Below are 24,190 nucleotides of genomic sequence, written 5' to 3' on the forward strand. Positions count from 1 at the left end.
AGGGACGCGGGCCCTCCACCACCACACCGGCGGGGAATGGTGGACCACGGTCCGAGGGGCCGATGCCGGCGGCCGCCGGCACGGCGTGCACCGAACTCCGCGCGAGGTCTTCACCGCTCACGACGACTGCACTATCTTGCGGCAACGCTCTGCAAAGGATTTCAGCCATCGGTGCCGTGGGCCGCACCGAGGCCGCCTTCGCCCGCCTGCGCCCCGGGAGCCGCCATGACCGCGATACGCCCTGCCCTGCCGCGAAGTCGACGCCGTCTCGCCACCATGGCGGCGGCCCTGGTTCTGGCCACGGCCCTCGGCGGTCCGATGGCCCCCCGCCCCCTCGTGGCACGCGCCGCGGCGGCGACGGGAGGGCCGCTGGGCGCGCACTACGACGCCACGGGGACGGCGATCGACTTCCGGGTCTTCTCGTCCCGGGCCGGGCGCATCGACCTGTATCTCTTTCGCACCGCGTCGGGCAGTCAGGAGGCCGCGGTCGTCCCGCTCACCAAGGACGCCGCCACCAACGTCTGGTCCGCCGGCGTGCCGGTGTCCACCGTCCAGGGCCAGTACGGGATCACCGGCACGGTCTACTACGGCTACCGCGCCTGGGGCCCCAACTGGCCGTACGATCCGGCCTGGACGAAGGGGTCGAGCGCCGGTTTCATCAGCGACGTGGACGCGGCCGGCAACCGCTTCGATCCGAACAAGCTCCTCACCGATCCCTACGCCCGCGAACTGAGCCACGACCCCGTCACGCCGGGCGGCGCGGACGGCACGGCCTACGGGACGGGCCCGCAGTACCGTGCGGTGGACGACGGCGCCCTCGCCCCCAAGGGCATCGTGCTGCCCGACGACACCACGAGCACCGGCACGAAGCCCACCCGCGCCCTCAAGGACGACATCGTCTACGAGGTCCATGTCCGCGGCCTCACCGAGAACGACCCCTCCGTGCCCGCCGCCGACCGCGGCACGTACGCGGGAGCCGCCCGCAAGGCGGCCGGCCTGGCCGCGCTCGGCGTCACAGCCGTGGAGTTCCTACCGGTGCAGGAGACCCAGAACGACGCCAACGACGTCGCCCCGACGTCGACCACCGGGGACAACTACTGGGGCTACTCGACCCTGGACTACTTCGCGCCCGACCGCAGATACGCCTCCGACAAGAGCCCCGGCGGCCCCACGCGCGAGTTCAAGGCGATGGTCAAGGCCTACCACGACGCCGGCATCAAGGTGTTCACGGACGTCGTCTACAACCACACCGGCGAGGGCGGCCCCTGGAACGCGAGCGACAAGAACACGTACAGCCTGCTGTCGCTGCGCGGCCTGGACAACCCCACCTACTACTCGCTGACGTCCGACATGCAGAGTCCCTGGGACAACACCGGCGTGGGCGGCAACGTCAACACGTACAACCCGGTCACCGGCAACCTGATCACCGACTCGCTCGCCTACTGGAAGGACTCCCTCGGCGTCGACGGCTTCCGCTTCGACCTCGCCCCGGTCCTCGGCAACACCTGCCAGCACGGCTGCTTCCAGTACAGCCGCACCGACCCCGGCACCGCCCTGAACCGCATCACGGCCCTGATGCCGGCCCGGCCCGCCGGCGGCGGCACCGGCACCGACTGGATCGCCGAGCCCTGGGCGCTGGGCAGCGGCACCTACCAGGTGGGCAACTTCCCGGCCGGCTGGTCCGAATGGAACGACAAGTTCCGCGACGCGCTGCGCCGCAGCCAGAACGCCCTCGGCGTGGAGGACGTCACCCCCGGTGAGCTGGCCACCCGCTTCAGCGGCTCCTCGGACCTCTACCAGGACGACGGCCGCGCCCCCTTCAACTCCGTCGACTTCATGGTCGCCCACGACGGGTTCACCCTCGCCGACCTCTACCGGTGCAACACCAAGAACAACAACCAGCCCTGGCCGTACGGACCTTCCGACGGCGGCTCGGACCACAACCTCTCCTGGGACCAGGGGGGCGTCGCCGCCGACCAGCGCAAGGCCGCCCGCAACGGCTTCGCGTTCCTGATGCTGTCCGCCGGGACGCCGATGATGACCGGCGGCGACGAGTACCTGCGCTCCCTCCAGTGCAACAACAACCCCTACGACCTCGACTCCTCCGCCAACTGGCTCACCACGGCGTGGAGCGGCGACCAGAGCACCTTCCGCACCTACGTCCAGCGGCTCATCGCCTTCCGCAAGGCCCACCCGGCGCTGCGCCCGACCACCTTCTACTCGGCCTCCGACAGCAACGGCAACGGCATGGGCGGGCTTCAGTGGTTCACCCCGGCGGGCTCCACGCCGGACACCACGTACTGGTCCGACCCGAACAACCACGCCCTCGCCTGGCGCATCGACGGCACCGAGTTCTCGGACCCGGCCCCCGCGCTGTACGTCGGCTACAACGGCTGGTCCGGCGACGTCGACTTCACCCTGCCCTCGCCGGGAGCCGGCAGGAACTGGTACCGCGTCACCGACACGTCCACCTGGGCCGAGGGGCCCGACCAGGTCGCCCAGCCGGGAGCGGAGAGCCTTGTCGGCGGGGCCGGTGGCGTCTACACCCTCCACGCCCGGGCGACGCTGCTGCTGATCGCCAAGTGAGCGGCATGCGGCGGTGGCTCCACCGGACGAGGGGGGAGCCACCGCCTACGGCCCGGACGGTACGGTCCGTCAGGCCGGGCAGCCCGAGTCGGCGATCACGTAGTAGCCGGACAAGGTCTCCTCGAGGGTGTGGGTGACGCCGACGTTGTAGAGGCCCATGTTCTGGTCGGAGCCGTCGGCGTAGACGTAGCCGAGGCTCTGGTGGGCGCGGCCCGCCGCGACCTGGTTGTAGTTGTTGTCCGTGAAGCACTGCGGCTGGTAGCCGGTGGTCGTGGCCGAGACCGCCGACGACCGGGTGCCGACCGCGCCGCCGGAGTCCACGGCGGCGACGGTGTAGGTGTACTTCGTGCCGGAGCCCAGCCCCGTGTCGGTGTACGAGGTGCCCGTGGCCGAGCCGACCTTGCTGCCGCCGCGGTACACGTTGTACGACGTCGCGCCGCTCACCGCGGACCAGGCCAGCGACGCGGTGGTGTCGGTCGTGCCGGTGACGGTGAGCCCGGTGGGTGCCGGGAGGCTGCCGGTGCCGCCCCCGCCGGCGCCGTCCAGGCCCCAGAACCTCGCGGTCCAGTACGACGAGCAGATGTAGTTGAGGTAGTAGGTGCCGGTGCTGCCGCACTGGTCGGTGCCGGAGCCGGGGTTGACCGCGAGGCCGTGCGCCATGCCGGAGACGGAGAAGGTCTCCACGGCGGGCTTGCCGCTCGAGTCGTTGTACACGGCCTGTGTGGTGCCGCCGGTCAGGGTGGTGGTCGACGACGGGGTCCGGCCGATGCCCCAGACATTGGTCCACTGGTCGCGTTCCTCGGTGGCGTTGGCCGGGTTCACCGTGGTGTCGCCGGTGCCCTGCCAGACCGCGACGCGCGGCCAGGGCCCGCCCCAGCCGCCGGAGGCGTTGCGGACCGCGTCGCCCCACTGCTGCGGAGTCTTGCTGACCGCGCTGTTCTGGCAGGTCAGGCCGCTGGAGAGGTCGGTCGCACAGCCCGCCGGAATGCCGGAGTCGATCGCGCCGCCCGCGAACACGTCGGGGTAGTCGGCGAGCATCACCGAGGTCATCGCGCCGCCGGCCGACAGACCGGTGACGAAGACGCGGCCGGGGTCGCTGCCGTAGTGGGACGTGGCGTAGTCCACCATCTGCTTGATCGACAGCGCCTCTCCCTGGCCCCGGGTGTAGTCGGAGGACTGGAACCAGTTGAAGCAGGAGTTGGCGTTGTTGGAGCTGGTGGTCTGCGGGAAGACCACGGCGAAGCCGTACATGTCGGCGTACTTGGGCCAGCCCGAGTGGCTGTAGTAGTCGGTGGCGCTCTGGGTGCAGCCGTGCAGGGCCACGACCAGCGGCGCGCCGGGCGGCAGGTTGTCGGGGGCGTACTGGAACATCTGCAGACTGCCCGGGTTCGAGCCGAAGCCCGTGACCTGTTGCAGGCTCGCGGCCTGCGCCGGGGCCGGGGAGAGCCCGAGGACCACGGCGATCAGGGACAGGACCAGCGCCGCCGCGGAGGCGGGGCGCGGCCACGTGCGGCGCCACGAGCGGCGCGGCAGCGGATGGGGGGACGTGGGGTTCATCAGGCCACCTGGGTGATCGCGACGGGCGGGGAGGGTGGAACCGGCCGTGGCCCTGCTCGAAGACGGTTGCAGGGAACGGGAGTTGCGGGGACGTTACGTGAGGCCGGCGGCGGCCGTAATGGAGATGCGCCCCACCTCGCGGCGGTCGGACCTGTGGGTCCTCACCGTTGCGGCACTCCTGCGTCACCGGCGTGCGTCCCGAGCTCGCCCTGCCCGCCCGGCCGGGGCCGGCCGCCCCGGAGCGCCGGATCGGCCGGCAATGCTCAGTGCCGCACGATTCCCGGAATCGATCCATTACGGCGGACCGGACACGAGGCGAATGTTCCGCTCATTCCGCCCCGGCAATTGTGAACGGCGTACTTCACGCGCGTGTCGGGCGGTTGAGAATATGAGACGCACACGCAGTCGCCGTTGACGTGACCGGAATCCACTGCGACTCTCGTGGCTGTGAGCACGTCCGAGAACCTCGCCGCGCGCCTGCACGTCGACCTGCGACGTCAGGCCAGCGCCCTCTGTGCCGCCGGTCGCCGTAGCCGCTGACAGGCACGGCTCACCCGCGCCCCCTTTCACGATCGGCTTCTTGGCCACGGTCGTTTCCGCGCACGCCTCCGGCTTGCCGCACCCCTTTCCGGTGGGGCCGTTTCCCGGCCTTCGGAATGGGCCGTGCCGCCTTTTCCCCATTTCTCGCCACCCCCTTCAGGCGGCACCGACGAATGCGGAACCGCCGTACACAGTCCAGCCGCTCCATCGATCTCGAACAGGACCCTTCCATGGCCACGAGTGCATCGTCCCGGCGCCGGTTCCTCTCCCTGCTCGGCCTCTCGGCAGTGGCCGTGAGCTGCGGCACGACCGCGAACGGAGCCGCTTCGGGCCGGACCAGGACGCTCCGGTACCAGGGCTGGGCGGGCCAGGTCACCCTGCCGGAACTGGCGGAGGATCTCGGCTACCTGGGCGGTGTGAAGCTGAAGTGGATCGGCAACACGATCAGCGGGCCGCAGGACATCCAGTCGGCGGCCACGGGCCAGGTCGATTTCGGGGGCGCGTTCAACGGCGCGGTCGTGAAACTGGCGGGAAACGGGGCCCCCGTCAAGGCGGTCATCAGCTACTACGGCTCCGACAAGGACGCCTACAACGGTTTCTACGTCCTGAAGGACAGCCCGATCCGATCGGCCCGGGACCTGATCGGCAAGAAAGTCGGAATGAACACGCTCGGGGCTCATTCCGAGGCCATGCTCGACATCTATCTGCAGCGAGGCGGTCTCTCCCGGGCGGAGATCGGCGAGGTCGAGCCTCTCGTGGTACCTCCGGTCGACACCGAGCAGACGCTGCGCCAGAAGCAGACGGACGTGGCCGTGCTCGGCGGCATTCTGCGGGACAAGGCGCTGGCAGCCGGGGGTGTCAGAGCGCTCTTCACGGACTATCAGCTGCTCGGCGCGTTCAGCGCCGGCACCTATGTGATGACCGACCGCTTCCTGAAGCAGAACCCCGACACCGCCCGGGTCTTCGTCACGGGTGTCGGAAAAGCCATCGAGTGGGCCCGTTCCACTCCGCACGAGCAGGTCGTCGCCCGGATGACCGACATCGTCAGGAAGCGCGGCCGCAACGAGGACACCTCGGCGCTGAAGTACTGGCGGTCCTTCGGCGTCGCCGAGACGGCGGGCCGGATCACCGACAAGGAACTGCAGCTGTGGATCGACTGGTTGACCGAGCGCGGAGACGTCAAGAAGGGCCAGGTCAAGGTGGCCGACCTCTACACCAACGAGTACAACGCGGCTCCTTCCGCCTCGACGAGTGGGAGCTGACCCATGCCGGAGTCCACCACACCCAAGATCGTGCTGAAGCAGGTGCGAAAGGAGTTCCCCGTCAGGGACCGAACGGCGCATCAGGCCAGGCGGGGAACCCGGTTCACCGCCCTCGACGGCATCGACCTGGACATAGCCGCCGGCGAGTTCATCGTCCTGGTCGGGCCCAGCGGCTGCGGAAAGTCGACCCTGCTCGATCTCCTCGGCGGCCTCGCCCGGCCCACCGGCGGACAGATCCTGCTGGACGGGATCCCTGTCACCGGCCCGGGCCTGGACCGCGGCGTCGTCTTCCAGCAGTACGCGCTGCTGCCGTGGCGCACGGCACAGGGCAACGTCGAGTTCGGCCTGGAGGCCACCGGCGTTCCACGGCGGCAACGTGCCACGCGCGCCCGGGAGTTCCTCGATCTGGTGGGCCTGACCGGATTCGAGGACCGCCACCCGCATGAGCTCTCGGGCGGGATGCGCCAGCGGGTGGCGATCGCCCGCAGCCTCGCCTACGACCCCGACGTGCTCCTGATGGACGAGCCGTTCGCCGCGCTGGACGCCCAGACCCGGGAGTCTCTGCAGGACGAACTGCTGCGCATCTGGCAGCGCACCGGCAAGACCGTCGTCTTCATCACCCACGGCATCGACGAGGCCGTCTACCTGGGCGAGCGCGTCGCCGTCATGACGTCGAGGCCCGGCCGCATCAAGCAGATCGTGCCGGTCTCCCTCGGCCCTCGCACGGCGGCGGACGACCTCCGCGCCAGTCCCGAGTTCGCGCGCCACCGGCACGAGATCTGGTCGCTGCTGCACGACGAGGTGGCCAGGGCACAGCAGTTGGAGAAGGAGGAGGCTTCCGTATGAGCGCCACGACCGGTACGGCGACCGGCAAGGACACGGCTCCGGGCTCTGCGGGCGCCGCCGCACCCGCCCCGGCTGCCTCCCCTCCCGGGTCTCCCGCCTCGTCCGGACCCCCCGGGGCATCCGCACCGGACGTGCGCCGGGTCTCCTCCCCCGCGGCCCGGGCCCGCCGGGCGGTGTCGCGACTGCCGTACCTGCTGGTGAACGGGACCACCAAGTCCGCGGCGATCGTGGCTCTGCTGATCCTGTGGGAGACGGCGCCGCGACTCGGCCTGGTCGACCGGACCTTCCTGCCGCCGTTCAGTGAGGTCGCCCGCGCCTGGTGGGGGCTGGCGGCCGACGGACGACTCGCCGACAACGCACGGGCGAGCCTGGTCCGTTCCTTCAGCGGATTCGGTCTCGCCGTGGCCCTCGCGGTGCCGCTCGGCCTGCTGATCGGCTGGTACCGGCCGGTCGCCGACCTCCTCGGACCGGTGCTGGAGGTCTTCCGCAACACCGCGGCGCTCGCCCTGCTGCCGGTGTTCGTGCTGCTGCTGGGCATCGGCGAGACCTCGAAGATCTCCATCGTGGTGTACGCGTGCACCTGGCCGGTCCTGCTCAACACCATCAGTGCGGTCCGCAACGTCGACCCCACCCTGCTGAAGCTGGCGAAGTCGATGGACCTGTCCGCACCCCGGCTGTTCCAGAAGGTCATCCTGCCGTCCTCGGTGCCGGTGATCTTCACCGGCGTCCGGCTGGCCGGTGCGGCATCCATCCTGGTCCTGGTCGCCGCAGAGATGATCGGCGCCAAGGCGGGCCTCGGCTATCTGATCAACGCCTCCCAGTACAACTTCGCGATCCCGCAGATGTACGCGGGCATCCTCACGATCTCCGCCATCGGCGTGGCCTTCAACCAGATCCTGGTGGTCGTGGAACGGCGGCTCAGCTCCTGGCGCGTGCCCGCGGGCGGCTGACTCCGGCCGCCGGCCCGTCCTCCTGGCTGCCGGTCCCGTCGCGTGGGCGACGGCGCTCACGGATCGCGACCGCCCGCGCGCACGGCGTCCCCGCGTGCCGATCACCTCCCTCCCCCGACCCGAGGTACCCCATGACCACCACCCGTCCCCGTCAGCTGCACCTCAACGCCTTCCTGATGAACGCCGGCCATCACGACGCCGCCTGGCGGCACCCCCGTACACAGCCCGAACGGGTCACCGATGTGCGCTACTTCCAGCAGCTCGCGCTGACCGCCGAGCGCGGTCTGCTCGACTCGGTCTTCCTCGCCGACGGCCTCGCCCTGGGGGGCAGGGTCCGGCACAACGCGCTCGGAGGCTTCGAACCGCTGACCCTGCTGTCCGCCCTGGCCGCCGTCACGGAGCACGTCGGCCTGATCGCCACCCTCTCCACCACGTTCGACGAGCCCTTCCACACCGCCCGCAGGTTCGCGTGCCCAGTACGGACTCGCCCAGCTCTCCGGAATGCTCGGCACCGATCTGACCGGGCTGCCGCTGGACGGACCGCTGCCCGACCTGCCCGAGGAACGGGACATCAACGGCAACAAGAGCCGCTTCACACTCGTCGCCGAACTCGCCCGCCGTGACGGCCTCACCCTGCGCGACCTCATCGCCCGACTCGGCGCCGGACGCGGCCACCGTGTCGTCGCCGGCACCCCCGAGCGGCTGGCCGACCAGCTCGAGGAGTGGTTCACCCAGGGCGCCGCCGACGGCTTCACCATCATGCCGCCCCACCTGCCGGGCGGCCTGGAGGACTTCGTCGACCACGTCGTGCCGATCCTGCAACGGCGCGGCCTGTTCCGCACCGAGTACACCGGCCGCACCCTGCGCGAGCACTACGGCCTGGCCCGCCCCGCCAACCGGCTGGTTGCGGAAGCCGCCGGAGAAGGGCAGCCGGTGTGAGCGCGCCGGAGCCCACCGCCTGCGTCCCGGTGGTCGGCGGTGGCCCGGCGGCCGCGTGGGCCGCGCCGGGGCACGGCCCGCCACGCCCGCTCACCTCGCCTCCCTCACCACCTGACCACCTCTTCACCGGTCACCTCACTGAGCACTCGTCGAAAGGACACCCAACCCATGACCACCAGCAGTGGCTTCGAGATCCGCAGGATCGGCGGCCGTATCGGCGCCGAGATACTCGGCGTGGATCTCTCCACCGACCTCGACCCTGCCGTCGTCACCGAGATCGACTCCGCGCTTCTGGAACACAAGGCGCTCGTCTTCCGCGACCAGGACCTCGACGACGCCGGCCAGCTCCGCTTCGCCTCCCTCTTCGGCGAGCTCACCACCGCGCACCCCACCGTGCCCTCCGTCGAAGGTCAGGCCCGGATCCTGCCCGTCGACGGCGACGAAGGCATCCGCGCCAACCACTGGCACACGGACGTCACCTTCGTGCGGACACCTCCGAAGGCGTCCACGCTGCGCAGCATCGTGGTCCCGCCCTACGGCGGCAACACCCTCGTCGCCAACGCGGCCGCCGCCTACCGCGACCTGCCCGAGCCGCTGCGCGAGCTGGCCGACGGGCTGTGGGCGGTGCACACCAACGACTACGACTACGCCGCCCCGAAGAGCGAGAAGGCCGCCGAGCATCGCAGGCGATTCGTCTCGCGGAAGTACCGCACCGCGCACCCGGTCGTCCGCGTCCACCCCGAGACCGGGGAGCGCGGCCTGTTCATCGGCGGCTTCGCCCGGAGCATCGTCGGCCTCGGTCCCTCCGACTCCCGGGACCTGCTGCGCATCTTCCAGTCGTACGTCACCCGCCCGGAGAACATCGTGCGGGTGGCCTGGACTCCGGGCGACCTCGTCCTGTTCGACAACCGCATCACCCAGCACTACGCCCCCGACGACTACGGCGACCTCCCGCGCCTGCTGCACCGGGTGACCGTCGCGGGCGACGTCCCCGCCGGTGTCGACGGCACCCTCAGCCGTACCCTCGAGGGCGACGACGCCTCCCACTACACACCCGCCGTGGCCTGAGCCGCTCCGGTCGCCGGATCCGACCGTGACCCGGTCGGATCCGGCGGCACGCGACGCGGCCGCCCTCTCGACGGCCCGCCGAACCGGAAGGTCCGGCGGGGTGCGGGGACGACGCGGGTCCGCTGCCTCAGCAGAGGCCGGCGGGCTTCGACGCCCGGCAGGCGTTGTGGACGAAAGTGTTGCCGCGCGCGGTGCTCTCCTGGTTGACCACGTCGGCCGGATGGTTGTCCTGGAGCGAGTTGTCCCTGATCCGGTTGTTGTCGTTGGTGGCTCCGACGAAGCTCTTGAAGAGCACGATGCCCCCCGACAGCGGGGACGACCCGGAGTGCCCCGTCACCGCGTTGCCGGTGACGTCGGTCTTCTCGACGCCGGTCAGGACGATGCCCGAGCCCTGCAGGAAGGGCAGCCGCTCGGTCTTGGGGCAGTACTTGTTGTTCTGCACGACCCGGTTGCCGCGCACGGTCAGCGCGCCGCCCTTCGGTTTGTTCTCGTCGCCGACCACCATGACGCCCGCGCAGTTGCCGGTGATGTCGTTGTCCGTGACGGTGAGGTCGCGCAGCCGCCGGATGGTGACGCCGATCCGGTTGCCCTGCAGGCGGTTGCCGGAGAGCAGCGTGTTCCTGGTGTCGGTGGCACCCTGTTCGGTGTCGATCGTGTTGGCCAGGAAGATGCCGGCGTCCCCGTTGTACCGGGCGGTGTTCTGCTGGTACGTGCTGCGCTGGGAGCGCTCCTCGGCGAGGCCCCACACCCCGTTCTTGTCGGCCGTCACATGGCGCACCGTCAACCCGTCGGACCCCACCGAGACCACCCCGGCGTGGGAGAAGCCCGTCACCTTCAGGTCGGCGACGGTGACACCCTTGAGCTTCTTTTTCGCGGTACCGGCCACGCAGATGCCGTTGCCGCGCTTGCCGCAGTCGTCCGTGGACTTCGCGACCGGTTCGATGACGGTGGCGTCGCCCGTGCCCCGCAGGGTGATGCCGGGCGTGGTCACCTTGACGCTCCCGTGGTACGTGCCGGGCAGCACCAGCACGGTGTCGCCCGTCCTGGCGGAGTCCACGGCTCTCTGGATCGATTCCCCGGGGTGCACGGTGTGCGTCCGCTCTGCCACTTCCGGCGTGGCGGCGGCGACGCAGGAGGCGACGAGCGGTGCCGGACAGAGCATCAAGGCAATATGGCGCTTTTTCATATTCCATACGGTATGACCTGATAGCCCTCCAGGCCGTCGGATGGGCCGCCCGAGGGCGTGTACCGGGCGGCGGCCCGGGCCTGCCGGGCCCGTCGCGCGCCGCGTATCAGTGGGCACGACGGCGGACGACACCCTTGCGGTCCCCGAGACCAGTGGACGCGGACAGGGGAGCGTACGCGTCCCGTCCACCGCAGCCGTACCGCCGCGGTGGACGACGCGCCCGATGGACCGAGCGGGCGGCACGGACCGCGAACGCGGCCGGCCCGGGTTCCCGTCCCTCCCCAGGGCCCTGCCCGGGCGGGATCACCGTAGGGATGGGCCGGCACGGCCCGGGTATACCGACGGGCATGGCATGCCGCATCAGCGAGCTGGTCATCGACTGCGCGGACCCCGACCGGCTCGCCGCATTCTGGAGCGAGGTCCTCGGCTACACCGAACTCGGCCGGGAGGACGACGGAAGCATCGAGATCGGGCCGCCCGACGCCGGCTTCGGCGGCCCGCAGCCCACCCTCGTCCTCAGCCCCAGCAGCACCCCGCGGGCCGAGAAGCTCCGACTCCACATCGATGTCAACGCCACCGATCGCGACCAGGACGCCGAGCTGGAACGACTGCTCGGCCTCGGCGCCGGGCCCGTCGACGTCGGCCAGACCGGCACCGAGAGCTGGCACGTCCTGGCCGATCCGGAAGGCAACGAGTTCTGCCTGCTGCGCGCCCGGCTCCAGCCCCCCTGACCGTCGCGGGCCCCGGCCGGGCCGGGTCGGGGCGTGCGATGCTGCGGGGAATTCCCGCAGACGCGCGGCCTCGGGCGACGTCCCGCGGTCGGCGGCCGCACGGCTGTTACCAGCCAACGACACGGCGCCGATGAACGCACTGCGCCGGCATGTCGTCATGTCCAGTGACTGCACCAATCGGCATGCAGCACACCTTTGGTGCGAAACCATGCCCTGCTCACAGAAATGGACATACTGTGATGATCTCGAAGCGGCGTTCCCTGCGCACGGCCGTCGTCGGCACCCTCGGCGTGGCCTCCCTCGCCCTCGCGGGCACGGCCGTGGCGGCCCCCCCGTCGTCGCACTCGGCGCCTTCCCTCCCCGCCGCGCACACGGCTCCGGCCGCGAAGGCCGGTATCACCGCGAAGCCGTCGGTCTCCTCCGTCCGCGCCTGGCAGCAGTTCCGGGTCACGGGCACGACCACCGGTCTGACGGCGGGCAGCAAGGTGACCCTGCAGCAGAAGCAGCGCGGCACCTGGGTCAGCCTGCCCGCGACCGTGCCGGTCGCGCGGAACGGCTCCTACTCGATGCGCGTCAAGCTCGGTCTGAAGGGCAGGAACGACCTGCGCATGGTCAGCGGCGCCACGGCCTCCCCCGTCTTCAACGTGACGGTCCGCTGAGCCGAGCCGCCGTCGTGCATCGGCTCCGACGGCCGGTGCACGACCTCGACCGGCTCCCCGCCGCGGCTCCCGCCCACGGGAGGCCAGGGCGTCGGCCCGGACTCGGCGTCAGGGCTTGCGGGCCAGCCCGGCGGCGATGAGGCGCTCCCATACGTCGAGCTCCCGTTCGCCGCCGCTGCCCCAAGGGCCGTCGGGGGCGTCGGGCCGCCACAAGGAGGCGGGGACGATCCCCGGGTCGAGGATCTCCAGGCCGTCGAGCAGGGACGCGATCTCCTCGTCGGTGCGCCACCGGCCGCGGCCGAAGGTCTGCTGGAGGACTCCCTCGGCCTGCTTCGTCTCCGGGTTGTTGCCGGAGCGGAAGTGGCTGACGAAGAAGTAGCTCCCGGAGGGGACGTGGTCGCGCCAGTGGCGGACGATCCCCGCCGGGTCCTCCTCGTCGTTGACGTGGTGGAGGACGGCGCTGAAGATGACGGCGACGGGACGGTCGAAGTCGATCAGTTCCCGCGTGTCCGGGTGGGTGCGGACGGCCTCGGGGTGGCGGACGTCGGCCGGGACGACCCGGGTCCGCACGTTCTCCTCCAGAAGGGCGCGGCCGTGGACCAGCACCTGGGGGTCGGTGTCGACGTACACGACCCGGGACTCCGGAGCGTGCCGCTGCGCCACCTGATGGACGTTGTCCGCCGTCGGGAGACCGCTGCCCAGGTCGATGAACTGCCGTATGCCGGTGGTCGTCGCGATCTCCCGCACCGCCCGGACCAGGGCTGCGCGGTTGGCGAAGGCGATGGCCACCGAGCCGGGAAGGTCCCGTTTGAAGACGTCGCCGATCTCCCGGTCCACGGCGTAGTTGTCCTTGCCGCCGAGCAGATAGTCGTAGACCCGCGCGATGCTGGGCCTGGTGGGATCGATGGAAACGCCTTCAGCCGTCATGACGGCCATCCTGCTCTGCAATGAACGTTGTTGACCGCCGTTTGCGGAAGCTGGGCGGCTCCTGGCCGGAGCACACTTCGCAGCATCGACATCCTCGAAGCCGCCGTCCCTGAGGCCCCGTCGGCGTGATGCGGGGGCGATCAGCAGGGCGGGGGCGGGGCGTCCGCGGGACGGTCGGCGCCGCTCCTCGACCGGTCCGGGGACCGCCCCGCCTCCCAGCTCCAGTAGGCATGCTTGAGCCGGGTCGCCAGGACGTCCGGATGACCGGGGCCCAGCACCCGTAGCTGCGCGGCCAGCAGCTCGGCGAGGGCGGCTGCGGCTCCGGCCGCGTCCCCCGCCTTCGCCCGCCAGTGGGCGAGGCCGCGCCGGGTGGCGAACGTGCCCGGGTGGTCCTCGCCCCGTACCCGCACATGGTCCGACAGCAGTTCGGCGAGCGCGGCGGCGGCGCCGGCCGCGTCCCCCGCCCGGCCGCGCCAGTGGATGAGGTTGTGCCGGGTGACCAGCAGATCGGCGTGATCGGGGCCCAGTTGCCGTACCTCGGCGGCCAGGAGCTCGGCGAGGGCCTCCGCGGCACCCGCCGCGTCCCCCGACTCCCCCCGCCGGCGGGCGAGGCCGCGCCAGGTGGCGTGGGTGTGAGGATGGTCCGGGCCCAGCACCCGCAGGCAGTCCTCCAGCAGTTCGGCGAACGTCTCCGCGGCGTCGGCCGCGTCCCCGCCCCAGTGGGCCAGGTCCCGCCGGGCGTGGAGGGTCTCGGGGTGGTCCTCCCCCTTGACCCGCCTGGTGTGCTCCAGCAGTTCGGCGAAGGCGTCCGCGGCTCCGGCCGCATCCCCCGCCCGGCCGCGCCAGTGGCCGAGGTTGTGCCGGACATGAAGGGTGTCGGGATGGTCCTCGCCCAGCACCCGCACATGGTCCGGCAGCGACTGGGCGAGGGCCTCCGCGGCACCCGCCGCGTCCCCCGACTCCCCCTGCCAGTGGGCGTGGTTGTGCCGGGCGCGCAGGGTGTCGGGATGGTCCTCGCCCAGCACCCGCACATGGTCCGGCAGCACCTCGGCGAGCGTCTGCGCCGCACCCGCCGCGTCCCCCGACTCCCCCCGCCAGCGGGCGAGGTTGTGCCGGACGCGAAGGGTGTCGGGATGGTCGCCGCCCAGCACCCGCACATGGTCCGGCAGCACCTCGGCGAGCGTCTGCGCCGCACCCGCCGCGTCCCCCGACTCCCCCCGCCAGCGGGCCAGGCTCTTGCGGGTGGCGAGCGTGTCGGGATGGTCCGGGCCCAGTACGCGCACGTGGTCCGGCAGCAGCTCGGCGAGAGCCTCCACGGCGCCGGCCGCGTCACCCGACTCCCCCTGCCAGCGCGCGAGGTTCTTCCGGGTGGCGAGCGTGTCGGGATGGTCCGGCCCCAGCACCCGGATCTGGTGCGGCAGCAGCTCGGCGAACGCGGCCGCGGCGCCCGCCGCATCACCCGACTCACCCCGCCAGCGGGCGAGGCCGTGTCGCGTGGCGAGCGTGTCCGGATGGTCGGGTCCCAGCAACCGCACCTGGTCGGCCAGCCGCTGGGCGGTCGCGGCGCCGGCCTGGGCCCTGTCCCCCGCCTCCCCGCGCCATTGGGCGAGTTCGTGCCTGATGTGCAGGGTCTGCGGGTGCTCCTCGCCCAGGACCCGCACCAGGTCGGCGAGCAGTTCGGCGAACGTGGCGGCGGCTCCGGCCCCGTCGCCCGCCTTCCCCCGCCAGTAGGCGACGCCGTGCCGGGTCTGGAAGGTCAGGAGAGCGTCCTCGCCCAGCACCCGCACCTGGTCGACCAGCAACTCGGCGAAGGCGGCCGCCGCACCGGCCGCGTCCCCCGACTCCCCCTGCCACTGCGCGAGCAGATAGCGGCCGGCGAGGGTCTCGGGGTGGTTCTCGCCCAGCACCCGCACCAGGTCGCCGACCAGCCGGACCGCCGCTGCGGTGGCACCCGTCCTGTCCCCGGCCCTCCACCGGAAGATGGCGAGGATGTAGCGGGTGGCGAGGGTTTCGGGGTCGTCCTCGCCGAGCACCCGCATCTGGTCGGTCAGGAGTTCCTCCGCCTGGGCGGTGGCTCCGGCCACGTCCCCGGCCGCCCCGCGGAACATGGCGAGGCAGTAGCGGGCGGTCAGGGTGTCGGGGTGGTCGGGCCCGAGACGTGCGGTGGCGGTGTCGGTGAGGCGCTGCAACTCGTCGCGTGCTGCGGTGATCTGACCCGCCTGGCCGAGGCTGATTCCGGCCGCGTACAGCACCTCGTGTGCTTCCGGCTCGTAGAGGGCCTCTTCGGCGACGGCGGTGAGGGCGGTCGTGTTGGAGCGCAGGGCCCGGGTCAGGTCGGAGTCCCGGTCGAGCTCGGGCCAGGCCGCGGCCAGGGCGTCGGCGCCGGTCCGGGCGCACGTGTGCTGCTGGTCCGGGGTGAGGGTGTCACGCACGGCGCGCTGGATGAGCTGATGGACGCGGACCGCGTGGTGGGGGATGTCGGGCGTGTGGTCGATCAGGTGGAGGCGGTGCAGGGCCCGCAGCGCCCCGACGGCCTCCCTGGCGGAGACCGGGGTGTTCCCCGGCGGTCCGTCCCGGTCCCCGGTGGGGGCGCGGTGTCCGGCGAGATGGGCGCGGGCGGGCTCGCTGGTCAGCACGGTGTGGGGGATGCCGTTGGCGTCCAGGAACGCGGCCAGCGCGAGCATCGGACGCGCCAGACCGGCGGGGCGGAGGCTGTCGGCGCGGTCGACGGACAGCGACCAGGCGGCCGCGACGGTCACGGTCTGGTCGTCGGGCAGGGCGTCGGGAGCGGCATCGGCCAGCGTGGCGGCGCGATCGGTCAGCAGGGACCGGTAGTCGGCCGCGTTCTCACCGGAGTCGACGAGGTAGGCGGCGGCCTGGGACAGCGCCAGCGGCAAGTACCCGAGGTCGTCGGCGAGTCCGGCGAGGTCCTCCTCCGACTCGGTGCGGCCGTGGGCGGCCAGCGCGGCGGTGAGGTAGGCGGCGGCCTCGGACGGCATGAAGACGCCGACCTCGATCAGGCGGCGGTCGGCTCCGGTCAGAGCGGCATCGCGGCGTCGGGTGGTGACCAGGGTCCGGCCGTACGGAGTGGACGGCGGCCACAGGCCGGTCAGGTCGGCCGGGTCGGCGACGTCGTCCAGGACGACCAGCCATCTGCATGCGCGCTCCGGGTTCCGGGCCGTCAGCCAGGCCAGGAAGGATGCGGCGGCCCGCTCGGCGTCCTCGGGGTCGGCCCGGCAAAGCTCGACTCCGGCCTGGGCGTAGCCGGTGACCACGGCCGATCGGGTGCCGGCCGTGACCCACACCAGCACGTCCACTTCGGCGGCCTGCCAGGCGGCGTGCGCGTAGTCGGCCGCGAGCTGGGTCTTCCCCACTCCGCCCATGCCGGTCAGGACCTGGCACAGCACCGCGGTGCCACCGTCCCGGACGGCCAGCCTGAGCCGCTCCGCCTCGGCGCGGTGCTGGAAGGACTGCGCCCTGGCCGGGGGCACTCCGACCTGGTGCGGCCACGGGGCGGGTTCCTGCGGTGCACGACGCTGGACCACGGTCATGTTGCCGCTGACGGCGACGGCGCCGGGCCCCCTCGCCGTCGCGTCCCCGGTGCCGGACACCTGCAGGGGCACCGTGGGACCGGTGTCGTGGAAGGGTCCCCGGTGGCCGCTCACCGCCGTCCCGCCGGCCACGGCGTGCGCGTCGCCGGTGTCCACCGCCGCCGCGTGCGACGCGCTCCCGCGGGGGTCCGGGACGGAGGCGGGCACGGTGGCGTCGTCCGCGGGACCGTCGGGCCGGTCAGCCGCTGTAGTCGACACCGGTGCTCGCCCTGCTGCCGGTGCCGTCCGCGGTGGCGTCCCCGGTGTGCTGCACGGTCGCCGAGCCGCTGCCGGCGCCGCCCGGTCGCACCACCCCGGTGCTGGCGGTACCGCCCCCGGTCGCCCGGCCCGCGCCGGTGTCGGAGGCGATGTCCACCGGTCCTGCCGCCTGCAGGTCGGCCACCGCCCCGGCCAGGGCGGCCGCGAAGTCGGCGTCGTGCTCGACGGCGTCGTCCAGCGAGTCGGTCAGCCGTCGCCTCGTCCGGTCGGAGGGCTCGTCCTGTCCCGCATCGGCCTCCTCCCTCGCCCGCGCCAACGCCGGATCGTCCCCCAGCTTCGCGCTGATCAGCCCGTGCAGCCGGTCCATCCCCGCGTCCAGCCCCCGGTCGACCTCCGCGTCGGCCCGTCCGGCCACCCTCCTGGCCTTCCGGACCAGCCAGGCGAACGCGTAACCGACCGCGATCTCCACACCCGTCATCACGACCCCCTCGTCAGCGTGGACATGTGTCACACCGAACGTACCCGTGCCGGGGGTGTCCCGGGCGTGGTTCCCCTTCGCCGCGGGGTGCTGGACGCCGCCGGAGGGCACGTCCTGCCGCGCTCGGCCGACGGGGCGACCCGGCACGTCCCCTCGGGGACGTGACCCGAGGCCGCGTGGCCCGGGTCCGCCGGACAGGGCCGACGCCTCGGCCCCCGCCACACCGCTGCGCGCCGCGGCCGTCGCACGCGTGCGGCCGTACGACGAACACCGGCGTCGGGGCTGCGCACCGCGAACATTTCGAATATCCCGCCGATCACGGGCATAGAGTTGCCGTGTGATCGACAACGTGCGCGAGACACAGGCCGCTTACGACGCCATCGCGTCGGAGTACGCGAGGCGATGGGCCGGACCGGACCAGCAGTGGGTCACCGCGGAGCTGGAGCATCTCTCCGCTGTGCTTCCCTCTGGGGCCCGTGTCGCGGACGTCGGATGCGGCCCCGGTCATCACACCCGGCTGCTGCGCGAGCGCGGGTTCCGAGCCGTCGGCTTCGACCTGACGCTGGGAATGCTCGCGTCGCACGGGGTACCGGGTGTCGTCCAGGCGGACATGCGCGCTCTGCCGGTGGCGACGGAGTCGTTCGACGCGATGTGGTGCGCGGCCGCGCTCCTCCATGTCCCCCGGCCCGATGTTCCCGACGCTCTCGCCGAGTTCACGCGTGTGCTGCGTCCGGGCGGGCACCTGCTGACCAGTGTCGCCGAGGGCGACGGTGAACTCTGGGAGCCCGTCTCCTACGCGTCGAGCCGGCGGCGCTGGTACGTCCTGCACCGGCTGGAGACGTTCACCGGTCACCTGCGTGCAGCGGGCTTCGAGGTGACCGGCCGGGCCCGCCGGTCGACGCACCGTGAATGGCTGCACATCCGGGCCCGCCGGATCTGACACGACGGTCCGATCACCACGTACGCCGTGCGGCGGCGACGCCCCACGGGGGCGTCCGGGTCGCTACCAGTGGGCGGGGCGGGTGAGGGCCGGCGGGAGCGCGGTGGCGGTGTCGCCGCGGGCCGAGTCGAGCTGGGCCTGGGTGAGGAAGAGGGCCCCGGTGAGGTCGGCGCCGCTCAGGTCGGCGTCGCGGAGGTCGGCCCCGATCAGGTCGGCGTCGCGCAGGTCCGCACCGGTGAGGTCGGCGGCGACGAGAAGGGCACCGCGCAGACTCGCCCCCCTGAGGTCGGCACCCATGAGACGGGCGCCCATCAGGTCGGCCCCGCGGTGGTTCCTCCTCCGGCCGGGCGTCCCCGCGCGGGCCAGGTCACTGGCGCGCAGCAGCAGGGCGTTGACCTCGTCGCGCAGCGCGTTCGCGTCGAGCTTCGCGATCGAGTCCGCGGTGCCGCGGGTGAGACCGTCGACGTGTGCCAGGGTCCGCCGCAGGTCGGCGTGGACCGGGCGGGCCGGGGCGAGGCCGAGGGCCTCGGTGAGGTACCACATCAGCTCGTGCAGTTGGCGCATCACGGGGAACACCGCGAACATCGGGCCCGCGGTCTCCGGCGCCCGGCGCCAGTCCGTGCCGCCGAAGGTGGTCTGCGAGACCTTCTGCCCGGCGCCGAAGCAGTCGAAGACCGTGCAGCCGGGATAGCCCTTGTCGCGCAACTGCGCGTGGATGCCGCAGCGGAAGTCCGCCCGAAGGTTTCCGCACGGCTTTCCGGCGGGCTTGCCGGCCGCGAAGTCGGGGGAACGGGCGAAGGGCAGCGCGACGCAGCACAGCCCGAAGCAGGCGGCGCAGTCGGCGTGCAGGTCCTCGCGGTCGCCGCGGTCCTCGCGCACCTTCGGGTCGGGCAGGGGTTGCGCGGGAGGGCGGCCGGCCCCGCCCGTGCCCGCGCCGCCCGCGCCGGTGGACCGCCTGCGGCCGCCGGACCCGGAGGGGCGCTTGCGGCCCCCGGACGGGGAAGGGGCTCCGTGCTGTGGTGTCACCGTCTGTGCTCTCCGGCTGTGATGCGGGCGGACACCACGTCCCGTGATGCTCCGAGAAACGGCGTCCATTCTCGCAGACGGCACGGCACGCCCGGCCTGATCGGGCGGGGCCGGAGCGTGCGCCGAGGCCGGGGCACGCCCCGCAGCGGAGAGGCCGGCCCGCGGGGGCCGGCCCGTGCCCGGGCCCCCGCCGAGGACGACGGCCGGTATCAGGCCTGGGGTACCGCCTCCCCCGCGACCGCCGTCAAGTCCCGCGCGGCCGCCGGCGGTTCGCCGGCCGCCGGCGTCTCCTCCGGGCGCTCGAACTGGGTGCGGTACAACTCCGCGTACCGGCCGCCCGCGGCCAGGAGTTCGTCGTGCGTGCCCTGTTCGACGATGCGGCCCGCCTCGACGACGAGGATCGCGTCGGCGGCCCGCACGGTGGACAGCCGGTGCGCGATGACGATCGCGGTGCGGTCCGCGAGCGCTTCGGTGAGCGCCTCCTGCACCGCGGCCTCGGAGGTGTTGTCCAGGTGCGCGGTCGCCTCGTCGAGGACGACGACCCGCTGCCGGGCCAGGAGCAGCCGGGCGATGGTCATCCGCTGGCGCTCGCCGCCGGAGAGGCGGTAGCCGCGCTCCCCCACGACGGTGTCGAGGCCGTCGGGCAGGTCCCGGACCAGGCCGTCGAGGCGGGCCCGGCGCAGGGCGTCCCAGAGGTCCTCGTCGGTGGCGGTGGGGCGGGCGAGCAGCAGGTTGGCGCGGACCGAGTCGTGGAAGAGGTGGCCGTCCTGGGTGACCATGCCGAGGGTGGCCCGCAGGGAGGCCGCGGTCAGGTCGCGCACGTCGACGCCGCCGATGCGCACGGCGCCCTCGTCGACGTCGTAGAGCCGGGGCAGCAGATGGGCGATCGTGGACTTGCCGGCGCCGGAGGAGCCGACGAGGGCGACGGTCCGGCCGGGCTCGGCGCGGAAGGAGACGCCGTGCAGCACCGCGGACCCGGCGCGCTGGTCCAGGCTTGCGACCTCCTCCAGCGAGGCCAGGGACACCTGGTCGGCGGCGGGGTAGGCGAAGCGGACGCCGTCGAACTCGACGGCGACGGGACCCGGCGGGACGTCACGGGCGTCCTCGCGCTCCTCGACCAGCGGCTTCAGGTCGAGCACCTCGAAGACCCGCTCGAAGCTGACCAGCGCGCTCATCACCTCCACCCGGGCGCCGGCGAGGGCGGTCAGCGGCGCGTACAGGCGGGTCAGCAGCATCGCGAGCGAGACGACGGCGCCGGGTGCGAGGGAGCCGCGCAGGGCGAGGGAGCCGCCGAGGCCGTAGACCAGGGCGAGCGCCAGCGACGACACCAGCGTGAGCGCGGTGATGAACGCCGACTGGGCGGTCGCGGTGCGGATGCCGATGTCCCGGACCAGGGCGGCCCGGGCGGCGAACTCCCGCGACTCCTGCTCGGGCCGGCCGAACAGCTTGACCAGGGTGGCACCGGGCGCGGAGAAGCGCTCGGTCATCCGGGTGCCCATCGCCGCGTTGAGGGTGGCCGCCTCCCGCTGCATCCCGGCCATCCGGCTGCCCATGCGCCGGGCGGGGATCACGAACACCGGCAGCAGGACCAGCGCGAGCAGCGTGATCTGCCAGGACAGGGTGAGCATGACGGCGAGCGTCAGCAGCAGGGTGACGATGTTGCTGACCACGCCGGACAGGGTGTTGCTGAACGCGCGCTGGGCGCCGATGACGTCGTTGTTGAGACGGGAGACCAGCGCTCCCGTACGGGTGCGTGTGAAGAACGCGACCGGCATGCGCTGCACGTGATCGAACACCGCCGTGCGCAGGTCGAGGATGAGGCTTTCGCCGAGCGTCGCCGACAGCCGGCGGCCGAGGATCCCGAGTGCGGCCTCCCCCAGCGCGATCAGCGCGATGAGCACGGCCAGGCGGACGACGGTGCCCGGGTCTCCGCCCGACACGATCACGTCGACGACCCGGCCGGCGAGTACGGGCGTCGCCACGGCCAGCAGCGCGGTCACCACCCCGAGGAGGACGAAGTGCACGATCCGGCGGCGGTGCGGGCGGGCGAACGCGGCGATGCGCCGCAGCGTCGCGCGGGCGAGGGGACGGCGCTCCTGCTGCGCGGTCATGACGCTGTGCAGCTGCGTCCACGCGGTGGTTTCCAAGCTCATGGGAGAGAACCTAGGACCTCAAGCATCGTTGAGGTCAATGTGCGCGCCGCGAAGGACCAGCCGATGCCCCCGCCTCCCCACCCGCTGCCGGTCCGTAAGCTCCGGGCCCCGCGGCCGCAACCGCCCGTTGGGGCGGCACGGAAACCCTCTGTGGACGTGACAGTGCTGCAGCTCCCCCAGCTCCCGCCGGGACGCCTCCCCCGGCGCCTCCCCGTCCGCCGGGTCCTGTGCCTGGTCCCGCTGCTGCTCGTCGCGGTGGCCGCGGTGCAGCACCGGTCGGTGCTCGCGGAGGGCTTCGGCCACCTGCGGCACGCCGCGTGGCCGTGGCTGCTGGCGGCCGTCGGCGCGACCTGTCTGACCTGGGTGGCCGCGGCGTTCACCCGGCAGGGCGCGGTCGTCGAGCGGCTGCCCCGACGGCGGCTGCTCGCCACGCAGTTCGCGGCGGGCGCCGCCAACCACCTGCTGCCGACGGGGCTCGGCGCGGGCGCGGTGAACCTGCGGTTCCTCACGGTGTGCGGCGTCCCGATGGCCCGGTCCTCCGCGGCGCTCGCCCTGTACCTGCTCGCGGAGACCGTCGGCCGGCTGGCCCTGCTGGCCGCGCTGCTCGCGGCCTGCCCCGGTGCGCTGCGGCTCGGCTCGCTGCTGCCGGCCGGCGCGGTCGGACCGCTGCTGCTCGCCGCGGGCGCGGTCGCGCTCGCGGCGGCCGGTGCGCTGCTGTGCGTCCGGCGGCTGCGCCGGGCGGTCGCCGGTTTCCTGCGTACCGCGCTGGGCGAGGCCCGTTCGGTGCACACCCGTCCGGCGCGGGCGCTGGCGCTGTGGGGCGGCTCGCTGGCCTTCCCGGCCCTTCAGGCGGCCGGACTGGCCGCGGTGGGACGGGCGTTGGGGCTGCCGGTGCCGCCCGCGCACATCGCGCTGGCCTATCTGGCGGCGACGGTCGCGGTCGCCCTGGTGCCCACTCCGGGCGGTCTGGGCTCGGTCGAGGCGGCACTGGTGGTGGCCCTGGTGGCGGCGGGCGGCCCGGCCGCGGTCGCCACGGCCGTGGTGCTCGCGTACCGCATCATCACGGTCTGGCTGCCGCTGCTGCCGGGGGCGCTGACCCTGGGTGCGCTGGTGCGGCTGAAGGTCATCTGACCGTCCCGCGGCCGTCCGACGGCCCCGGGAGGCCGGTGCGCGCCCTCCCGGCCTCCGGGCCGGCGTCCGCGCCGGTGACCGGCCCGCGCCCCGCCGAGGGGCCGCCCCGTGCTCCGGCCGGCGGCCGGGCCCGCGGCCCCGGCCGGTGACCGGGGAGTAACCTGCCGGTCTCGTCCCGCCGAAGGAGGCCGCGCCCATGCCCGTCCGTGTCGAGCGTCAGGGATACGTCACCACCGTGGTCCTCTCGCGGCCCGAAGCACGCAATGCGGTGGACGGCCCCACGGCCGCGGAACTCGCCGACGCCTTCCGGGCGTTCGAGGACGACGGGGACGCACGGGTTGCGGTGCTCTGGGGCGAGGGCGGGACCTTCTGCGCGGGGGCCGACCTGAAGGCGATCGGGACCAAGCGCGGCAACCGGGTTGCGGAGGACGGCGACGGGCCGATGGGGCCGACACGCATGCGGCTGTCCAAGCCGGTGATCGCGGCGGTCGCGGGGCACGCGGTGGCCGGGGGCCTGGAACTGGCGCTCTGGTGCGACCTGCGGGTCGCCGAGGAGGACGCCGTGTTCGGGGTGTTCTGCCGCCGCTGGGGCGTGCCGCTGATCGACGGCGGCACGGTACGGCTGCCCCGGCTGATCGGCACCGGGCGCGCCATGGACATGATCCTCACCGGGCGGCCCGTCCCGGCCCCCGAGGCGCACGCGATCGGGCTGGCCGACCGGGTGGTGCCGGCCGGGCGGGCCCGTGCCGAGGCGGAGGAACTGGCCGCGGCGATCGCACGGTTCCCGCAGGAGTGCCTGCGCTCGGACCGCGCGTCCGTACTGGAGCAGGAGGGCCGGGAGGAGTCCGCGGCGCTGCGCGGCGAACTCCGCCACGGTCTGGGTGTGCCGGCCCTCGGCCGGGAGGGCGCGGCCCGGTTCGCCGCGGGCGCCGGACGGCACGGCTCCTTCGCGGAGTCCGGCACGCGGGACGCGACGGACCGCTGCACGGGCGGCGGCGCGGAGGACCCCGCCGACGGCTCCACGGGCGGCACCGCCCCGGAGGGGCCCGGGACCGGACAGGCGTAGGGGCCGCGGCCGGGCAGACGCAGGTCCCGCGGCCGGACGGGCGCGAGGCCCACGGCAGGGCGGATGCACCCCGGGACCGGACGGACGCAGGACCCCGAGACCGGATCGAGGCAGGACCCCGAGACCGGACGGACGCACGTCCCGCGGCCGGACGGGCCCCGGACACGAGGCCGGACTGGCGTAGGGCCCGGGACCGGACAGGCGTAGGGCCCGGGACCGGACGGGCCCCGGACACGAGGCCGGACAGGCGTAAGGCCCGGGACCGGACAGGCGTAGGGCCCGCGGCCGGGCAGGCGTGGCGTCACCGGCCCTGCGGGGGCCCGGAGCACGCCGTAC

17 protein-coding genes and 1 pseudogene are annotated in these 24,190 nt (G+C 73.2%); 11 read left to right on the forward strand and 7 right to left on the reverse strand.

Annotated features, from left to right (window positions below; genetic code table 11):
- The first annotated feature begins 225 nt into the window (after positions 1-225).
- Positions 226-2,586, forward strand: a complete 2,361-nt coding sequence (locus tag P3H78_RS24625; RefSeq protein WP_276111329.1) for an isoamylase — start codon at positions 226-228, stop codon at positions 2,584-2,586.
- A gap of 69 nt (positions 2,587-2,655) precedes the next feature.
- Here the strand turns inward: P3H78_RS24625 and P3H78_RS24630 are convergent, their stop codons facing one another.
- Positions 2,656-4,143, reverse strand: a complete 1,488-nt coding sequence (locus tag P3H78_RS24630) for an extracellular catalytic domain type 1 short-chain-length polyhydroxyalkanoate depolymerase (protein ID WP_276111330.1) — start codon at positions 4,141-4,143, stop codon at positions 2,656-2,658.
- A 770-nt stretch (positions 4,144-4,913) separates the two neighbouring features.
- On the opposite strand from P3H78_RS24630, the gene P3H78_RS24635 reads away from it, so the two are divergent.
- From P3H78_RS24635 to P3H78_RS24655, 5 genes and pseudogenes are all read left to right on the forward strand, one after another.
- Positions 4,914-5,945, forward strand: coding sequence for an ABC transporter substrate-binding protein (locus P3H78_RS24635; protein ID WP_276111331.1), 1,032 nt, complete (start codon positions 4,914-4,916; stop codon positions 5,943-5,945).
- Between the two features lie 3 nt (positions 5,946-5,948).
- Entirely contained in the window at positions 5,949-6,791 is an 843-nt protein-coding gene (locus tag P3H78_RS24640; protein WP_276111332.1) for an ABC transporter ATP-binding protein, read from the forward strand.
- On the forward strand, positions 6,788-7,741 hold the full coding sequence (locus P3H78_RS24645) for an ABC transporter permease (protein ID WP_276111333.1): 954 nt from the start codon (positions 6,788-6,790) through the stop codon (positions 7,739-7,741). The genes P3H78_RS24640 and P3H78_RS24645 overlap by 4 nt, the downstream gene beginning before the upstream one ends.
- Before the next feature lie 131 nt (positions 7,742-7,872).
- Positions 7,873-8,680 (forward strand): annotated as a pseudogene (locus tag P3H78_RS24650) (LLM class flavin-dependent oxidoreductase).
- 168 nt (positions 8,681-8,848) lie between these two features.
- Positions 8,849-9,748 (forward strand): TauD/TfdA dioxygenase family protein, encoded by a 900-nt coding sequence (locus P3H78_RS24655; protein WP_276111334.1) that lies wholly within the window; start codon positions 8,849-8,851, stop codon positions 9,746-9,748.
- Positions 9,749-9,875: 127 nt separating this feature from the next.
- On the opposite strand, the gene P3H78_RS24660 is transcribed toward P3H78_RS24655, so the two are convergent.
- Complete coding sequence (locus P3H78_RS24660) at positions 9,876-10,934, reverse strand: right-handed parallel beta-helix repeat-containing protein (protein ID WP_276111335.1); 1,059 nt, start codon at positions 10,932-10,934, stop codon at positions 9,876-9,878.
- 347 nt (positions 10,935-11,281) lie between these two features.
- Here P3H78_RS24660 and P3H78_RS24665 point away from each other — a divergent pair, with 347 nt between their 5' ends.
- Entirely contained in the window at positions 11,282-11,665 is a 384-nt protein-coding gene (locus tag P3H78_RS24665; RefSeq protein WP_276111336.1) for a VOC family protein, read from the forward strand.
- A 239-nt stretch (positions 11,666-11,904) separates the two neighbouring features.
- Complete coding sequence (locus P3H78_RS24670; RefSeq protein WP_276111337.1) at positions 11,905-12,324, forward strand: hypothetical protein; 420 nt, start codon at positions 11,905-11,907, stop codon at positions 12,322-12,324.
- Between the two features lie 108 nt (positions 12,325-12,432).
- Here P3H78_RS24670 and P3H78_RS24675 read toward each other — a convergent pair whose 3' ends face one another.
- The 3 genes from P3H78_RS24675 to P3H78_RS24685 form a co-directional block, all read right to left on the reverse strand.
- On the reverse strand, positions 12,433-13,251 hold the full coding sequence (locus tag P3H78_RS24675) for an SAM-dependent methyltransferase (protein ID WP_276111338.1): 819 nt from the start codon (positions 13,249-13,251) through the stop codon (positions 12,433-12,435).
- Positions 13,252-13,391: 140 nt separating this feature from the next.
- On the reverse strand, positions 13,392-16,802 hold the full coding sequence (locus P3H78_RS24680; RefSeq protein WP_438828037.1) for a tetratricopeptide repeat protein: 3,411 nt from the start codon (positions 16,800-16,802) through the stop codon (positions 13,392-13,394).
- Between the two features lie 238 nt (positions 16,803-17,040).
- Entirely contained in the window at positions 17,041-17,538 is a 498-nt protein-coding gene (locus tag P3H78_RS24685) for a hypothetical protein (RefSeq protein ID WP_276111340.1), read from the reverse strand.
- A 337-nt stretch (positions 17,539-17,875) separates the two neighbouring features.
- Between P3H78_RS24685 and P3H78_RS24690 the strand changes: the two genes are divergently transcribed.
- The gene (locus tag P3H78_RS24690) at positions 17,876-18,478 is read left to right on the forward strand and encodes a class I SAM-dependent methyltransferase (protein WP_276111341.1); all 603 of its coding nucleotides are present in this window, start codon (positions 17,876-17,878) and stop codon (positions 18,476-18,478) included.
- A gap of 63 nt (positions 18,479-18,541) precedes the next feature.
- Here the strand turns inward: P3H78_RS24690 and P3H78_RS24695 are convergent, their stop codons facing one another.
- Positions 18,542-19,357 (reverse strand): pentapeptide repeat-containing protein, encoded by an 816-nt coding sequence (locus P3H78_RS24695; protein WP_276111342.1) that lies wholly within the window; start codon positions 19,355-19,357, stop codon positions 18,542-18,544.
- A 356-nt stretch (positions 19,358-19,713) separates the two neighbouring features.
- Positions 19,714-21,657 carry an ABC transporter ATP-binding protein gene (locus P3H78_RS24700; RefSeq protein ID WP_276111343.1) on the reverse strand — a complete coding sequence of 648 codons (1,944 nt, stop codon included), beginning with the start codon at positions 21,655-21,657 and terminating at the stop codon, positions 19,714-19,716.
- A 63-nt stretch (positions 21,658-21,720) separates the two neighbouring features.
- Here P3H78_RS24700 and P3H78_RS24705 point away from each other — a divergent pair, with 63 nt between their 5' ends.
- Together P3H78_RS24705 and P3H78_RS24710 are read left to right on the forward strand one after the other, a co-directional pair.
- The gene (locus tag P3H78_RS24705; protein WP_438828033.1) at positions 21,721-22,788 is read left to right on the forward strand and encodes a lysylphosphatidylglycerol synthase transmembrane domain-containing protein; all 1,068 of its coding nucleotides are present in this window, start codon (positions 21,721-21,723) and stop codon (positions 22,786-22,788) included.
- Between the two features lie 196 nt (positions 22,789-22,984).
- Entirely contained in the window at positions 22,985-23,854 is an 870-nt protein-coding gene (locus P3H78_RS24710; protein WP_276111344.1) for a crotonase/enoyl-CoA hydratase family protein, read from the forward strand.
- Positions 23,855-24,190: the final 336 nt, after the last annotated feature.

Origin of the sequence: Streptomyces tropicalis (assembly GCF_029269835.1) — a bacterium.
In the GTDB taxonomy this organism is placed as follows: domain Bacteria; phylum Actinomycetota; class Actinomycetes; order Streptomycetales; family Streptomycetaceae; genus Streptomyces; species Streptomyces tropicalis.

Bases quoted from the DNA above. Each gene is read 5' to 3' on its own strand.
- P3H78_RS24660 (WP_276111335.1), bottom strand. From the start codon at position 10,934: ATGAAAAAGCGCCATATTGCCTTGATGCTCTGTCCGGCACCGCTCGTC.
- P3H78_RS24680 (WP_438828037.1), bottom strand. From the start codon at position 16,802: ATGACCGTGGTCCAGCGTCGTGCACCGCAGGAACCCGCCCCGTGGCCG.
- P3H78_RS24675 (WP_276111338.1), bottom strand. From the start codon at position 13,251: ATGACGGCTGAAGGCGTTTCCATCGATCCCACCAGGCCCAGCATCGCG.
- P3H78_RS24670 (WP_276111337.1), top strand. From the start codon at position 11,905: ATGATCTCGAAGCGGCGTTCCCTGCGCACGGCCGTCGTCGGCACCCTC.
- P3H78_RS24665 (WP_276111336.1), top strand. From the start codon at position 11,282: ATGGCATGCCGCATCAGCGAGCTGGTCATCGACTGCGCGGACCCCGAC.
- P3H78_RS24625 (WP_276111329.1), top strand. From the start codon at position 226: ATGACCGCGATACGCCCTGCCCTGCCGCGAAGTCGACGCCGTCTCGCC.
- P3H78_RS24635 (WP_276111331.1), top strand. From the start codon at position 4,914: ATGGCCACGAGTGCATCGTCCCGGCGCCGGTTCCTCTCCCTGCTCGGC.
- P3H78_RS24630 (WP_276111330.1), bottom strand. From the start codon at position 4,143: ATGAACCCCACGTCCCCCCATCCGCTGCCGCGCCGCTCGTGGCGCCGC.
- P3H78_RS24645 (WP_276111333.1), top strand. From the start codon at position 6,788: ATGAGCGCCACGACCGGTACGGCGACCGGCAAGGACACGGCTCCGGGC.
- P3H78_RS24705 (WP_438828033.1), top strand. From the start codon at position 21,721: ATGCCCCCGCCTCCCCACCCGCTGCCGGTCCGTAAGCTCCGGGCCCCG.
- P3H78_RS24685 (WP_276111340.1), bottom strand. From the start codon at position 17,538: ATGACGGGTGTGGAGATCGCGGTCGGTTACGCGTTCGCCTGGCTGGTC.
- P3H78_RS24710 (WP_276111344.1), top strand. From the start codon at position 22,985: ATGCCCGTCCGTGTCGAGCGTCAGGGATACGTCACCACCGTGGTCCTC.
- P3H78_RS24700 (WP_276111343.1), bottom strand. From the start codon at position 21,657: ATGAGCTTGGAAACCACCGCGTGGACGCAGCTGCACAGCGTCATGACC.
- P3H78_RS24640 (WP_276111332.1), top strand. From the start codon at position 5,949: ATGCCGGAGTCCACCACACCCAAGATCGTGCTGAAGCAGGTGCGAAAG.
- P3H78_RS24655 (WP_276111334.1), top strand. From the start codon at position 8,849: ATGACCACCAGCAGTGGCTTCGAGATCCGCAGGATCGGCGGCCGTATC.